Source organism: Oxynema mangrovii CENA135, from assembly GCF_016632315.1.
GTDB lineage: Bacteria > Cyanobacteriota > Cyanobacteriia > Cyanobacteriales > Laspinemataceae > Oxynema > Oxynema aestuarii.
Genome location: NZ_JAEOXH010000001.1, coordinates 2,397,524 through 2,412,654, shown reverse-complemented (window position 1 = coordinate 2,412,654; position 15,131 = coordinate 2,397,524). Strand labels below are relative to the sequence as shown.

The window sequence follows — 15,131 nt, the reverse complement described above, 5'->3', positions numbered from 1 at the left end:
ATCGCATTTTTCGATTAACATGTCCGAACAAAAACAGTCCTTTCCAACCCGCTTAGTTGTGGCGGTGGCGATCGCCGTCGGGATCTCCGGGGCTTATTTTTATTTTCGCGGTGCCTTCATTAGTGGCTCTAATCCGGAAGATAGCGCTAAAGTGGTTCCCGACGAAGCATTTATGGCGGCTTATCTGGTCAACGATCGCCAACCTTGGCAAAAATTAAGTGAATTTGGCAATGCGGAAAGTAAGGCGGCGATCGCCCGAGGAATTGAATCGTTCAAAAATGAAGTTTTTACAGCCAACAATCTCGATTACGATCGAGACTTAGAACCTTGGGTTGGCAATATCATGCTCGCGTGGCTGCCCGCCGAAGAAGGTGCAGAACCGACGGAAGCACAACCGGAATTGCTGGCAGTCGTCGGCATCAAAAATCCATTGCGAGCTTGGTTATTTCAGCGTAATTTAAAATCTCAAGAAAATCTCAAACAACAAGAGATTGAATACAACGGGGTGACCATTTCCGAAATCATTCCGTCGGAAGGTGCGCCGAGTTATTATACGCGCTTGAAAAATCAACTGGTTCTCTCGGACAGTCGAGCTACTGTGGAACGGGCGATCGATGTCTTTCAAGGAGAGCCCTCTCTGGTTGCTAAAAATGTCGGCGGTTCCGAAGACAAAAGTTTTAAAAAACTACTCGCGGACGATTTGGGGGTAGATGACCCCTTATTTCATTTCTACTTACCCGACTACGGGTCGATGATGGGAGCAGTCGATCGCGGATTAGCCGACAGTCCCGTAGAGCTGCCCGAAACCAATGCAGTGCAGGCGATCGCGATCGCCGGAGGGGTTGACAACCGAGGCATCTACGTTCGCGCCATCTCCGCCGTCGATCCGGACTTACTCCCCGAACAGAGCGAACCCGTTGCGGGTCAATTGCTCGATCGCCTCCCCAGCGAAACGATCGCCTTAGTCAGTGGCGCCCCCCTCGCACAAACCTGGTCGTCGTTGGTGGCGCAATCTCAAACGTCCCCACCGATAGAGCAGTTCGTCACCCTTGTCAGAACTGCGGTCAATCAATTTGTCAACATTAATGCCGACCGAGACCTGTTCGGCTGGATGGATGGCGAATTTGCGATCGGACTGGTTGCTTCTCAAGAAGGCATGTTAAGTCAGATTGGCTTTGGCGGCGCCCTCTTATTTGAAACCAGCGATCGCGCTACTGCTGCCACGACCTTCAATAAACTGGACAATTTAGCTCGAAGTGGCTTGCCCTTCCCCTTAGAAATCAGCTCTCGAACCGTTAACGGGATTGACTTTAAAGATTGGAGAATTCCCCAACAAGGTGCGGTGGTCAGTTATGGATGGTTGGACGATAACACCGTCTTGCTGACCCTCGGCGGACCGATTGCCGATGCGATCGCCGCCGGACCGAGTCCCAACTTACGCGAAAGCGATAATTTCCGCGCGATCGCCGGAAGCTTACCCACTCCCAACTACGGCTATTTCTACCTCGATATGGATCGGGCGATCGATCCCCTTCAAACCTTGCTGTTATTCTCTGGAGGTAACATTCCTGTAGAAACAACCGCCATTCTCCAGTCCATTCGTGGCATCGGCGTGACCGCCACTTGGCCCAAACCGGAGCAAGCCGAGATGGAATTACTGTTCGCTCTTAAAAAGACGAAGGAACTCCAAGGGAACTAAGCTCGATCCGAACACTCAAACCGCTCACCATTGCAGTTTGTTCGCACCGTCAGCCTTGATACACTAGCTTTCACTATTGACTATCCAAATCTGAGATCGGCATCATGACTGTAGCTGTACCACCACCCCCGGGATTGGCGTCGCGACTCATTAACGGCTTGCTGGGAATCCCTCCTTTAGCCCAATTTGCCAAACACCAAGCGCGCCAAATGATGATTAAACGGGCCGAACGAATTGGTGTTTCTTGGATCGAGCGATCGCAGGCGTTGCGCGATCGTAATTGGGACGTGGAAATGGCCAAAATTGAAAATCCCGATCTCGTCTATCCCGACTATTACCTGCGTTCCTTTCACGCCTACGAACGAGGTAATCTCAGTTGGGAAGCCGCCAGCGAGGTCGAAGTCGCCGCCTACGCCGTTCACGCCACGATTTGGTCCGGGGAAGATCCCCACGGCGATGCTAAATTACGTCAGAGTTATCACGATTTACTCAAACCCCAATTGAGTGAAACTCCACGGGCGATCGTCGATCTCGGCTGTAGCGTCGGGATGAGTACCTTTGCATTACAAGAACTCTTTCCCCAAGCGGAATTAACCGGAGTCGATTTATCCCCTTATTTTCTAGCCGTCGCCGACTATCGCAGCCAAGAACGCGGTGCAAAGATTCGCTGGGTTCACGCCGCCGCCGAATCCACCGGACTCCCGGAGAATCATTTCGATCTGGTTTCGAGTTGTTTGATGTTCCACGAACTCCCCCAGGAACCCTCCCGGCAAATTCTGCACGAAGCAAGGCGCTTGCTGCGTCCCGGAGGACATTTGGCGATTATGGACATGAATCCCCAAGCGGATAGTTATGTCAAAATGCCGCCTTATATTTTGACTTTACTCAAAAGTACGGAGCCGTATTTAGATCGGTATTTCTGTTTCGATATGGAACGAGAAATTATGGACGCGGGATTTGAAAGACCGACGATTCAAAAAAGTACGCCCCGTCACCGCACGATCGTCGCTAAGGTGAAAAAGTAGACGGAACTATCGGTGAAAAAATAGAGAGGGGCGATCGCCCCTCGATTGAAAAATCCCCTGTTCGTATCTCCTCATTACTGCCCATGTTCGTGCAGTTTTAGATGATTTTAGACATCGATACAGCAATGGTGAAGCCGATGAGGTACGAACCCGATCCTGAAGTCCCCCTTCAAACGGCGGATGTAGGGGGATCTTGCCTCATTGAATTGAGAAATGTTATAGAACTTCTCAACTGGCGATCGCCTCCACCGAACGCAAAAAAGCGGACACAAAAAGGAGATTTTCTCTCGACAGGTCGGCTCAATTACACCCCTGCAAACACGGGCGCGGCAATTTCAAGGGGTTTGTTCATTTCCGGCAGATCCGCCGCATAAATTTCACAAGAATTATTCGGACTTTCAATTAATTTGACTTTGTGCAGTTCGGCGCCGAGTTCTCTAAGGGGAGTTTTCAGTAATTGGCCGATATAAATGGCTATATTTTCCGCCGTGGGTACGACATCGGCAAAATAGGAAATATCGTAATTTAAGAAGGTGTGATCGAACGGTTCGACGACGTTATCTTCGATCGCCTTTTCTAAGGCGACTAAATCGACGAGCATCCCGGTTCTTTCGTCAATTTCGCCTTTAACGGTGACTTCTAAATGGTAGTTATGGCCGTGTCCGTTGGGACGGGCGCACTTTCCGTAGATTTCGCAGTTTTCTTCATAACTTAAATCGGGACGGGCGAGACGGTGGGCGGCACTAAAATGAGTTCCTACGGTGAGATACGTTTCCATGTCTTTTCCTTCGTAATCGGCCCAAAGTTCGGGATGTTCAAAGAGTTGAATCCGCACGAGCGGTAAGTGAGGTGCCAGGCGATGCCAGATCGCACGAGCCATATTTTCCGTGGTCGGCAAGGTTTGGCGAAATTCCGGCCAAACTTCGTTGAGAAAGGAGAAATCGAGTTGTCCGGTGACTTCGTTTTTGATGACGTGTTTGACGTCGGAGAGGTTGAGAACCATACCGTATTCGTCGAGTTCTCCTTGCATCGACACGTAGAGGACGTAGTTATGCCCGTGTCCCATCGGTCGAGCGCACAAACCAAAGCGCTCTTGGTTCTCCGCTTCACTCAGCTCTTCGAGCCAGTAACGATGACTGGCTGAAAAGCGAGCGCGGCGATTGATAATACATTTCATGAGAACTTGTAAATTTATGTAAACCGACGTTCAATTTTAAGGATAAACTAATTTTTCGGCGATCGGGGATCGGTTGACGGCGATCGCGCCCTTCGACCATGGTTTTACCAGACTTGTTTCATCGCAGCGTGGGCTTCCCGCCGCAATCCGGCAGCAATTCTGAAGAGTTCTTGTCCTCGGTGCAGGTAATGCTCGTCGTAGTTGAAGGTGAAAAATTCGAGTTCGTCTATCCCGTCGCCGACTTGATTGAGGCAGTGGTATAAGTGAGCGGCGACGCCAGCAACGTTACTGGGATTGGGCATCGAACGAAAGGAGTGCTGAGCTTTGGCGAGGAAATTGCGGCAAATATCGAGATATTCTTGAAAATTGCCCAGAAGTTCGTCATCGAAGGGATCGGCGGCGAGTTCGTCGATTTCGTCATCTAATGATGACAAAATCCGAGCTAAGAAGTGATTGACCGGACGATAGACCTGTTTGAGCCATTGTTGTAAGTGTTCGTCCGGGTCGCGGGTACTTTGGCGATACTCGTGATAGGACCTCTGAGCGTTGGCAGTGCGCTGTTGACGATCGCCTTTTGAAGCTCGCGATCCTCCAAAAACCCGGGCGCGATCGTAGTTTTGGCGCTGTTCGGGATCGCCTAAGATTTCATAGGCGGCATTAATTCGGATAATTTGTTCGTGGGATCCATTTCCCCGATTGCGATCGGGGTGAAATTGTTTCGCTAACCGTCGATAAGCCTGCTTGATTTGAGCGGGGGTTGCTTGTGGATCGATCCCTAATGTTTGGTAATAGTTTTCACGAGTCATAAAGCTTTAAAGCGGTGAAAGCCCAACTGTACGATCGCCTCAATTGTAAAGTCACTTGAAATTTTCGCCTTTCCCACCCAATTTTACGGAATTTGGGGCGATCGCCGCGAACCATAAATCAAGATTGGGAACGGATTGTCCCGGTTCCAGCCATCCGACACCCCTCATCGGCGCCGCGCGATGTCCTCCACCGCTTCCGTCGGGGAACACCTACCCTCGCCTACAGCGTCACTCGAAGCAACTGCGCGATCGCAGTAAAATCGAAGGCGGTCAAAATTTCTCGCCATGCGGGTTGTGATGGCCTAGGACAATATGGTTCACTTGATACGTGTTTAATGTTGGGATTGGGGAGTAGAACGAGTGTTAATCAAACGGCTTGCGTTACGCCTGGGCTTTTTAGCCTGCTTGAGTTCGGCAATGGTCGTCAGATCCGACATGGGACTGGCGAGTCCCAACCCGACATTAGATCCGACTTTAGACGTCAAACCTACCGCCATTCCGACTGATTTTCCTCGCAGCAAGCAAAATACCCGACCCGTCCCTCCCACGGATTCTCAATCGCCTCAGAGCAATAATGCTTACACCCAACAAGAATTAGAGCAATTATTAATTCTCATCAGAGGGATTAGAGATCTCGAACTCAGACCGCAACAAGAAGCAGAAATTAACACCCTCATTGATGAGTTGGAAGACTTAAAAGCTACGGGCGATCCTGTTTTGATGGTCTCGGAGCGACAAGCAAGGCAAGTTCAAAGCTTGCTCGCATCTCTGACTCCCGAAGAAATCGAACAGTTGGAAAACGCTCTCGAACTTCCCGCAGTAGAAATTGCAGTTTTAAATCAACAGGAACTCGCCGATGTTATTTTGTTGCTCGAAGAAGTTCAAAACTTGCGACTTCGACCGACTCAAGCCACTCAAATTCAGCTTTTAATTCAAGACCTCAAAGAACTGCAAGCGCAAGGCGATCGCGAAGTTTTCTTATCTCCCGGACAATCCCTACAACTCAAAGAAATCCTCGATTCTCTCAGCGAAAGAGAACGAGAACAAATAGAAGCGTCGCTGCTCGAACGCCCGGAGGTGGCTAACCGATGGACTCAAGAAGCAATTCAAGAACTCGTCGCCGTCCTCGAAGAAATTCAACGGTTGAACTTGCGACCCCAACAAAACACAGAAATTAGTTCCCTCGTCGCCAGTTTAGAAGCACGTTTGAGAGAAGACGAGGCGATCGTTGTTTTAACTGAAGAACAAGCGACCCAAATTAAAACCTTAATCGACTCACTCACCCCAGAAGAAATCGCCCGACTCGAAGAAACGCTACCGCCTCCCGTTCCCACCGCTCGCCGTTTTACTGCACGGGAAGTCCAAGAACTTTTACAAATTCTCCGCTTTGCTCGCGACCTCGATCTGACCGAGCAGCAACAGCGTCAAGTTGACGAACTCCTCCCGCTCGTCGAACGTCTCGAAGAAAGGGGCGATTCTAATGTCATCCTTTCCGGTCAGCAAGTTCGCACCTTGGATTTATTAATTAGTTCTTTAACTCGGGACCAATTGCGCGAAATTGCTAGAGCCCTCGGTAAACCGGGAACCTTTCCAGCAATTAGCAATCAAACCCCTACAGGGTTCGGTAGTTCTTGGGGTAATGCATCCGTCGGCTTTATCTTCAACCAGCGCAACCGCTTCACCGACGCCGAAGATGGCGCCTTCGCCGCTTCCATCGGCTTTGGCGACCCGGAAAAATCCATCGGTTTGTCAACAACCCTTTCGATTACGGGATTGTCGAACGAACGGGGACAAGATAATAACTTTGGGGCGGGTAGTATTAGTTTGCAAGCCAGTCGCAATTTACCTAATAATTTTGCAGTGGGAGTGGGAGTTCAAAACTTAGTCGATTGGGACAATGCGGCAAGCGATACAGGACGTAGTTTTTATGGAGTTGTTAGTAAAATCTTAGTTCTCAACCCAGACTTAGAAAAGCCTTTTAGTTTGGCGTTCGTTTCGTTAGGTTTGGGGAATGGAATTTTCCGAACAGAAAGCAACTTTGACCCCAATGATGAGTTGGGAGGATCGGAGTTTAATGTTTTTGGTAGCTTCGCGACAACAATGGGAGATCAAGCGACGGCGATGGCTGAATGGACGGGTCGTGACTTGACATTGGGAGTATCTGTGGTACCATTCAGGAGGGTTCCTCTGGTTACGAGTTTTGGTATCCTCGATGTAACGGGTAACTCGGGAGACGGGGTTCGATTAAACTTCAGTATTGTTTACGGTATTTCCTTTTAAAAGTCTCATTAATAGGAGCGATCGTTATCGTTAGAACCCTTAGAGTGTAGGGAGGCGATCGGGCAGGTTAAGCTTTGCTAACTAAAACACCAAATATTTGGTGAGTCAGTCACAATATTCTGGCTGAGCTGGCTAGTAACGTAAATTCCTGCTTAAATTACTTTTAAGGTGTGAGGAAAACAAAATGAAACCACGACTTGTAGCTAGTAAGGCTTAGCAACAGCACGCACAATGCCGACGCTGCCAATTATCGCCAACATCTGGGTGGGTTAAGATGGTAAGCGTCTTTGCTAAGGACTCTCAAGAGTGTTTGCACGAGCATTTTACGGGCAGTCCGAATAGCTTTTGCCTGGTTTGTGGGCCAATTGGTTGAAAACCAGGTTAACTGTCCATAGGAAGTGGTAATAACCGCACTGCTTCCTCTCCTATTTATATTAGGAGTACATAGCGGAACGTGGTCTTATGAACGGAAAACAGCGATTCTCAAATTTGCAAGCTTCAGGAACAAAACTTTTATTTGTCGGGGTAGCGGCGGCTGCTGCTTCCGTGGTCAATCTCACGGGAGCCAAGCCTGCTGAGGCTCAATCCCCGATCTCCCCGATTGCGCCAACGATTCCAATTACTCCGGCGGTTCCCATCGGTACTCCGGTGACTCCTCCGGTAACGCCTCCGGTGACTCCTCCGGTGACTCCTCCGGTAACGCCTCCGGTGACTCCTCCGGTAACGCCTCCGGTAACGCCTCCGGTAACGCCTCCGGTGACTCCTCCGGTGACTCCTCCGGTGACTCCTCCGGTGACTCCTCCGGTGACTCCTCCGGTAACGCCTCCGGTGACTCCTCCCGGTCCGGCGGTCCCGCAAGCGGTTCTCGACTACTTGAATGGTCTGTCCTTGAGAACGGGAATCCCGGTCGAGCAGTTGCTCGCCACGCCTTTGGTTCAAGCGGCTCTGTTACGTGGAGATACGGTTGGTATTCTCAGTGCGGCGGAAGCGGCGTTTAATGGTGCCGGAGTCGATATCTTAACGGGCTTCAATAGCACGGAGTTTGTCGGCTTAGTCGGTACGGGTCGGACTGATGCGGATATCATTGCTGGATTGCGCGGGCTGAAAGCGTCTCAGATTCGCTTCTTGGTTCGTTTTGCCGCTTCTCCTGTCGGTCGTTCGGCGGATGGGTTATTGCGCTCTTCGTTCCAAATCCGTGGTGCTGGATTCGTTCGCTACCGCAATGTCAGCTTGATTCAGCTTCAAGTTTACAAACAAACTGGACTTGAGTTTGATAGCTTTGACTAAAGCTCAATCTCATCGCCCGAGTTAAGTTTCTAACTTAGAAAAAAGCGCACGCTTTGAACCGCGTGCGCTTTTTTTATGGAAATTTCTTGAGATCGGATGAGCCAAAAGGCAGGTATGTTACCTGCCAGAGTGATTGATTTATGGTGTCATGAATGCGACGGTTTGTCCGACTAACTACCAACGGCTGAAACGCTCAGTTCGGGATCTTGGAACAGAGGCGTACTCAAGTAGCGTTCCCCGAAACTCGGCTGAATCATGACGATCAATTTGCCTTCGTTTTCCGATCGCCGCGCGACGCGGATAGCCGCACAGAGGGCGGCGCCGGAGGAAATCCCGGAAAGTAAGCCTTCTTCGCGGGCGAGGCGCCGACCGTAAGCGATCGCCTCGTCATCGCTGACCGTGACCACTTCGTCAATCAAGTCTACGTTTAAAACATCGGGAACGAAACCCGCACCGATGCCTTGAATTTTATGCGGTCCGGGTTGCCCGCCGGACAAGACGGGGCTGTTGGTCGGTTCGACGGCGATCGTCCGGAACCCGGATTTTTTCTGTTTCAATACTTCGGAAATTCCGGTAATCGTTCCCCCGGTTCCCACCCCCGCAATCAGGATATCGACTTGACCGTCCGTATCTTCCCAAATTTCTTCGGCGGTGGTTTCGCGGTGGACTTTCGGGTTGGCCGGATTGCGAAACTGCTGCAACATATAAGAATTGGGCGTATTGTCCGCAATTTCTTGGGCGCGACGAATGGCACCGCTCATGCCTTCAAAACCGGGGGTCAATTCTAGCTGAGCGCCATAGGCCCGTAACATCGATCGCCGTTCCGTACTCATGGTATCGGGCATGGTCAAAATCAACTGATAGCCCTTGGCGGCGGCAACCATTGCTAAGGCAATCCCGGTATTTCCCGAAGTCGGCTCGACTAAGATCGTTTTTCCCGGCGTAATCAAACCTTCTCGTTCGGCGGCTTCGACCATGCTCACGCCGATGCGATCTTTCACCGAGGCTGCTGGGTTCATGCCTTCTAACTTGACGACAATGCGTCCGACACAGCCTTCGGCTTGGGGAATGCGATTGAGTTCGACTAAAGGAGTCCGACCGACTAATTCCGTGATGTTCCGAGCAATACGCATAAGAATTTTTTAAGGGTAATCGTTGAATGGACAGTTATTTCCGCTTTCGATTGCAGTAAACTACATTCGACATCGGCAACAATAAAACCTACCGTCGATCGTCCTCAAATTGTGGGGATTGAGAAAAATATTAAGGCTGAGGACGACGTTTTAACTAAATGTAATACATAATATTGAGCTGCTGTCGCGCATCCCTCTGGGTGCATAAATCTTGAAGCGTGTATTTTTGCAAAACCGCATTCGAGGCTTCACAAGCTTCCTGCCAAATATCGCGAACCACAGCCGTTTCTACACTGCGCAGGGCAGATTCTTCCTCTGACGAGGTGGCGTCCAAGCCCTCAATACAACCGACGACTTCTAATAAAGTAATTTTCCAAGGTTCTCGTGCGAGTAAATAGCCACCTTTTGCGCCTCGTTGACTGCGAACGATCCCGCAACGGCGTAAGGTTGCCAAAAGCTGCTCTAAATATCGGTCGGGGATATTTTGTTGAGCGGCTATTTGCCGAATTTGTTGGGGTTCGCCGCGATCGTAGCGATCGGCTAGCTCTAGTAAAGCTAGCAGGGCATATTCACTTTTACAAGAAAGTTCCACAGGCCAAAATAGAGGGTATTTGAAAAGTCAAGGGAGACGATCGCACGAGTGCCGATCGCCGAGTTTCAAGACTTCGGGGATCGAGGCCGATCGCGCGCGGTTGTAGGTAGGAAAGATTCAAAACTCGGGCCAAGCGAAGGAAATACCGGATCCCTCGGGACTAACTTGACATTGCTATTTATCCTCATAACTGATTCGAGCGCGATCGCGCGATTCGTTCTATTATACCCCGGTTTTCCACTGGACTTTGCAGGTTTCTCCCGGGGTCGGTCGCCTAAATTCCTCGGAGTTCCAACGAGCCGGATTTTTCCGGATCGTTCGCCCCAACCGGGTTGCCAATGGAAAACGCCCCGCGCGAGGCGGGGCGTCATGGCTGTTATCGACCGTCGATCGCGACCGTCAGGCGATCGGCGATCGACGGAACTTTAAAGATCTAGAAGCGGAAAGTGGTACGAATCGTCCCGATCACCACGTCATCGTTTTGATCGTCATGATCCGGCGCCGTCAGCCAGATGAAACCGGGAGTAATGGCGATATTCTCGGTCAACTGGTACTGATAGAACCCTTCGATGTGGAGGGAGGTATCCGCATCTTCGAGAGCGCCTTCTAAATCTTGATCGTTGTAAGAACGAACCACTTTCGGTTCCATACCGACGACCAGACCCGCTTGGCTTCCCGGAGGTCCGGCGTTAACGCCGAGAGTGACAGCCCAGTTAAAGATTCCTTGGTCGCCTTTGATTCCTTCGTCGAGGATGCGGGCGTTGGTGTATCCGGCCCAACCGCCCAAGGCGAAGGTGCCGCTATCGTAGCCCAATTGGACGCCGTAGGCATTAGTAATCGTGGACAAGCCATCCGGCGGGGCGATCGATTCGACCGGGGTCGCGAATTGGCTACCCGTTTGCATGTCGGTTCGGTAGGCGTTGACGTAGGTCAGACCCAATTTCAAGCCGTTGACGGGTTTGAACACCAATTGAGCCAAAGCGCCGTAGGGACCGTCAAACAGACCGTTGCGGCGCGTCGGACTCGAAGCATTTTCCGCCAAGTAACCCAAGCTGACTTCGGCCATCCCGGCGTCGTAGGTCAAGCCCACACCGGAACCGCGAACCAAGTTATAAATCGGGGCGCGAGTTCCGAAACGAGACAGGGCGCCACTGCCGCCGTCGCCGTCGAGGGGGTTGATGGTGCTGGCAAAATCGTCAACAGCTCCGGCATTGGCTATAAAGACGACTTGGGCGTCGCCGACGGGAACGCTGTAGAGTAAGGTATCTAAGGCGACGGTGGTGCTGCCTTCTTCGTAAGGATCTGCCGCAAATTTAAGGTCGCCTTCGGGGGTGAAGGTGTTGGTTCCGGAGAACGAGTCGAGGGTGGTGACTTGCAAGCGAGTTCGCAGCAAGTCTCTTCCGGTAAAGCTCGTATCGAAGTTCAAGCGGGTACGGGTCCCGAAAGCGACGCCGCTATCGGTATCGCCGCCGACGCTGTTACCGCCTTCCGACCCCGCCAGGGCGAAGATCGATTCGCCAAACAGTTTGGTGGTCGTGGAGAACTGATTGGCTTCGAGTTCGGCAGTGCGAACTTCCAGGGCGTCTACCCGTCCTCTGAGGGTAGCTAATTCTGCCTGAAATTCTTCGGTGAGCCGTTGCAGGGTAATCAAGTCTTCGCTGCTGAGAGCGTCGTCTACGGCGGCGGCAATCAGGTTGTTGATCACGTCCAAACAGGCGTTTAACCCGGCGGCGAATTCGTAGCGGGTTAAGGCGCGGTTGCCGCGAAAGGTGCCGTCGGGATACCCGGCGATACAGCCGTAGCGTTCCACCAGGGATTGTAAGGCTTGGAAGGCCCAGTCCGTGGGCTGGACGTCGGAGAGTTGGGAGACGGAGGTGACTTGTCCGCTAGAGGCGCTGCCCCGTCCTTCTTGGCTGTACTCGCCGATTTGCTGGAGAACCTCTCCGGTGGCTTGGGCCAGCAGTGGGCTGGACTGTTCGGTTCCGGCGCTTGCGGGGGTTGGCGTGCTTTGGCTTTCGGCGGCGATCGCCCCGGTCGAGCCAACGAATAACGCTCCTAAAACTGCTGGACTGACCAGCAGAGAATTCCACATTAATTTAGACATATTCCCTCTTATCCTCACACCTGTTTGTAGAGAGACTCACGGGTTTTTAACAGTAGATTCACCCGAAGACCACTCACTGCAATCCCTCTTCGGTTGAATTGGAGAGTTTTTCAGACAGTGGCTCTTGACTTCTGTTTCTGTTATAGATTAACAGATTTATCTGAGTTGCAACCTTACAATAGAGGGTTGCCTCACTTGTAAGTCTTTGTCCGAGGCCATTTCAACTTCCTAGCGCCGATGGGAAGACGCCGGAACGATCGCCGAGCCACATCCTGCCGACGGGCAGGCGCATCGACCCGCTCCCCCTCCGGCCAAAATTGACTGGATCGAGGGGTTGCAGGTTCCGTATGGGAAGTTTACCGATCGCCGATCGCTCGAATCGAGGTTCAGGCCGTTTCGAGTTCGACTTCCAAACTGTGTCCCAACACAGAAAACACTTGACGATGCTCGAACAAATCTAATAAGTCGGCATTAATTTTGTTGCGATCGGCTTCCTGACGCAGGATTCTCAAGGCTGCCTCTACGGGTAAACCGCGCTTGTAGGGGCGATCGCCCGCCGTCAGCGCGTCGTAAATATCGGCAACGGTCATAATCTGCGCTTGAATTGGAATGGCCTCCTCTTTTAAGCCTCTGGGATAACCCGACCCGTCGAGTTTTTCGTGATGGCCGTAGGCGATGGTCGGTACGTCTTTGAGATCTTTCGTCCAAGGAATTCGCTTGAGGAATTCGTAGGTATGGGTGACGTGATACTCGATCGCCAATCGCTCCTCGGGAGTTAAATTTCCTTTGTGAACCATCAGTTGTGCCATTTCCTCCTTGGAGATGAGCGGTTTTAATTGACCGTCAATATCTCGGTAGGTGAATTGGGCTAACTCTTGAAGACGAGCTAAAGGCTCTTCTGCTAAAATACGGGGTTCGTTTGCCTCTAACAGGACATCCCAGTAGCGATCGAGTTGGTCGATATCTCGGGCCAACTGGGCATCCAGGACTTGCAACTCTTGACAGTGCGGGCAAACCGTTTCGGGATGCTCGTGGATGTGGCTCGGATGTTCGATTAAATAACGGTACTTGGCTTGAGCGCATTCCATTTCCAGGGTGCGCCGGGCCAAGCCAAAACGATGGCGAATGACATCGATCTGCCCTTGATATAATTTCTTCTGTTTGACCAGGATCGCTTCCGGAACGCCCACTTTGCCGAAATCGTGGAGTAAGGCGGCGTAACGGATTTCTTGGATTTGGCGATCGCTGAAGCACACCTCTCGGAGTGGGCCATTGGTGACGCTGTTGGCTTGTTCGCTCAAGCGCACGGTCAGCTCGGCAACGCGCTCGGAATGGCCTCGGGTACAAGGATCCCGGGCTTCGATCACTTGCACGGAGGCTTTGACGAAGCCTTCAAATAAATTTTCGATGCTTTCTTGCAGTTGATTGCGCTCGATCGAAATCGCCGCTTGACTGGCGAGCGATCGCACGATCCGCTCTTCCCATTCGGAATAGGGTTGAGTGACCTCCAACACGTTCTCCGGATTGACGGTCAAGCTCGGATCGAGTTTGCGATTGATCAGTTGGACGACGCCGATGGTTTCCCCCTGGCGATTTTGCATGGGCAGCGTCAGCACAGAACGGGTATGATAGCCGATGTCGCGATCGAGGGTGCGATCGAGCTGGTACGGCACGGCTTCCGGTAAGTGGTAGGCATCGGGTAAATTCAAACTTTCCCCGGTGAGCGCGACGTATCCCGTGAGGCTTTGGCGGGTGAGGGGAAGGGCAAATTCTCGGAAGGAAACGTTCGGTCTCGATTCGTTCTGGGCGACTTTAAATAAGAGTTTGGGCATGTCATCAGAGCGATCGATCAGGTAAACGCTCCCCGCATCGCTGCATGTAAGCTCTCGGCTTTTCGTCAAGATCAACGTCAGCAGCTCGCCCAAGTCGTAGGTACTTGAAAGCGCCGCACCGATATCCAAAAGCTGCTCGACGAGTTCCGTGCGGGTACTGGCTTCCAATTCGAGATCTTCTGGATGGTTAAGGGCCCGGATTGGGGGATGGTTCACTCTCTGATGGCTATTCACAGCTAGACCTCAATCATTGTACACCCGCCAGATTGGCCAAAACGCCCGGTCGCGTCGATCTCGCCGTTCGGAGTCGAACTGGAGGCGTCCGGGGGCTTGCGCTTGAGAAGCTGGCTGGGTGAGAATGCCGTGCGATCGCCCACCAAAGGGCTGCTCAGGAGATTTGGGAAATGACCTTAGCCATTTCAAAATCATTTGCGGTTAACCCTCCGGCATCGTGGGTGGTTAGAGTAATCTTGACTCGGTTGTAAGAAATGGCCAGGTCGGGATGGTGTCGTGCGCGTTCCGCCGGATCGACCAAGCGATTGACGAAGGCGATCGCCTCGATAAAATCTTTAAAGGTTCGTTCGCACTGTAGGGTTTTCCCTTCGACGGTCCAGCCGGAGAGTTCGCTTAAAGCGCTTTGGATTTGTTCGGAGTTGAGTAACTCGGCCATCTGTATTTAATTTCTGAATCTACACTCGACTAGCCACGGGGATCGCTCGAACCGATGGCGTGGCGCGATCGCGAAATCGCTTGAGGAGGCGGCTCCAATGCTCTGCCTTGCGGTAGGGATCGCCGCTAACCTCAATCCAGTTCGCGAGTTGGGCGCTGGGCTAATTATAACAATCACGAACGAGGCGATCGCATCAGAGTCGCTCCACTGGTGAGAATTATCCCTCAAAAAAGACTATCCGCTCCCATCGGGGGCGATCCAGGGCGAACCTGGGACACCAATGATGGGAGCGGTGTAGCGGGTCTTCAGTTTGAAGTCTGACTGCCGGGAGGAACCCCCAGCGAGTCTGAAAGATCGAAATCGATCGCGCGATCGATTCAAAAATTCAGACGGGCATTTAGAGAACAGCCCCGGCGCACAGCCGACCGAGTTCAAACTGATGACCCAAGCGTTTACTACTATCTTGCATGGGCATCACCTCCTTTAACCCTAAACGGTGCGTGTTTCAAGAATGTTGGGCATAGCA

12 protein-coding genes are annotated in these 15,131 nt (G+C 51.8%); 5 read left to right on the top strand and 7 right to left on the bottom strand.

All coding sequences use genetic code 11. The annotated features are described in order from the left end of the window. Positions 1–19 precede the first annotated feature (19 nt). Together JJD41_RS09520 and JJD41_RS09515 are read left to right on the top strand one after the other, a co-directional pair. Entirely contained in the window at positions 20–1,699 is a 1,680-nt protein-coding gene (locus JJD41_RS09520) for a DUF3352 domain-containing protein (RefSeq protein WP_200665705.1), read from the top strand. A gap of 104 nt (positions 1,700–1,803) precedes the next feature. Continuing rightward, complete coding sequence (locus tag JJD41_RS09515; protein WP_200665704.1) at positions 1,804–2,724, top strand: class I SAM-dependent methyltransferase; 921 nt, start codon at positions 1,804–1,806, stop codon at positions 2,722–2,724. A gap of 304 nt (positions 2,725–3,028) precedes the next feature. On the opposite strand, the gene JJD41_RS09510 is transcribed toward JJD41_RS09515, so the two are convergent. Both JJD41_RS09510 and JJD41_RS09505 read right to left on the bottom strand, forming a co-directional pair. Further along, on the bottom strand, positions 3,029–3,901 hold the full coding sequence (locus JJD41_RS09510) for a 6-pyruvoyl trahydropterin synthase family protein (RefSeq protein ID WP_200665703.1): 873 nt from the start codon (positions 3,899–3,901) through the stop codon (positions 3,029–3,031). Positions 3,902–4,005: 104 nt separating this feature from the next. Then, positions 4,006–4,707, bottom strand: coding sequence for a J domain-containing protein (locus JJD41_RS09505; protein ID WP_200665702.1), 702 nt, complete (start codon positions 4,705–4,707; stop codon positions 4,006–4,008). Positions 4,708–4,762: 55 nt separating this feature from the next. Here JJD41_RS09505 and JJD41_RS09500 point away from each other — a divergent pair, with 55 nt between their 5' ends. From JJD41_RS09500 to JJD41_RS09490, 3 genes are all read left to right on the top strand, one after another. Continuing rightward, positions 4,763–5,005 (top strand): hypothetical protein, encoded by a 243-nt coding sequence (locus JJD41_RS09500; RefSeq protein WP_200665701.1) that lies wholly within the window; start codon positions 4,763–4,765, stop codon positions 5,003–5,005. 62 nt (positions 5,006–5,067) lie between these two features. After that, positions 5,068–6,987 (top strand): hypothetical protein, encoded by a 1,920-nt coding sequence (locus JJD41_RS09495; RefSeq protein WP_200665700.1) that lies wholly within the window; start codon positions 5,068–5,070, stop codon positions 6,985–6,987. 489 nt (positions 6,988–7,476) lie between these two features. Beyond that, positions 7,477–8,274, top strand: a complete 798-nt coding sequence (locus JJD41_RS09490) for a hypothetical protein (protein WP_234488568.1) — start codon at positions 7,477–7,479, stop codon at positions 8,272–8,274. 170 nt (positions 8,275–8,444) lie between these two features. Here JJD41_RS09490 and cysK read toward each other — a convergent pair whose 3' ends face one another. The 5 genes from cysK to JJD41_RS09465 all read right to left on the bottom strand — a co-directional run bounded on the left by cysK (position 8,445) and on the right by JJD41_RS09465 (position 14,605). After that, complete coding sequence (cysK, locus tag JJD41_RS09485; protein ID WP_168569648.1) at positions 8,445–9,407, bottom strand: cysteine synthase A; 963 nt, start codon at positions 9,405–9,407, stop codon at positions 8,445–8,447. Positions 9,408–9,561: 154 nt separating this feature from the next. Beyond that, complete coding sequence (locus tag JJD41_RS09480) at positions 9,562–9,999, bottom strand: RrF2 family transcriptional regulator (protein WP_168569647.1); 438 nt, start codon at positions 9,997–9,999, stop codon at positions 9,562–9,564. A gap of 433 nt (positions 10,000–10,432) precedes the next feature. Beyond that, the gene (locus tag JJD41_RS09475) at positions 10,433–12,103 is read right to left on the bottom strand and encodes an iron uptake porin (protein WP_200665698.1); all 1,671 of its coding nucleotides are present in this window, start codon (positions 12,101–12,103) and stop codon (positions 10,433–10,435) included. A gap of 386 nt (positions 12,104–12,489) precedes the next feature. After that, a complete protein-coding gene (locus JJD41_RS09470; protein ID WP_370583774.1) occupies positions 12,490–14,151 on the bottom strand; it encodes an HD domain-containing phosphohydrolase in 1,662 nt (553 codons plus the stop codon). Positions 14,152–14,323: 172 nt separating this feature from the next. Next, on the bottom strand, positions 14,324–14,605 hold the full coding sequence (locus tag JJD41_RS09465; RefSeq protein WP_200665696.1) for a 4a-hydroxytetrahydrobiopterin dehydratase: 282 nt from the start codon (positions 14,603–14,605) through the stop codon (positions 14,324–14,326). Between the last annotated feature and the right edge of the window lie 526 nt (positions 14,606–15,131).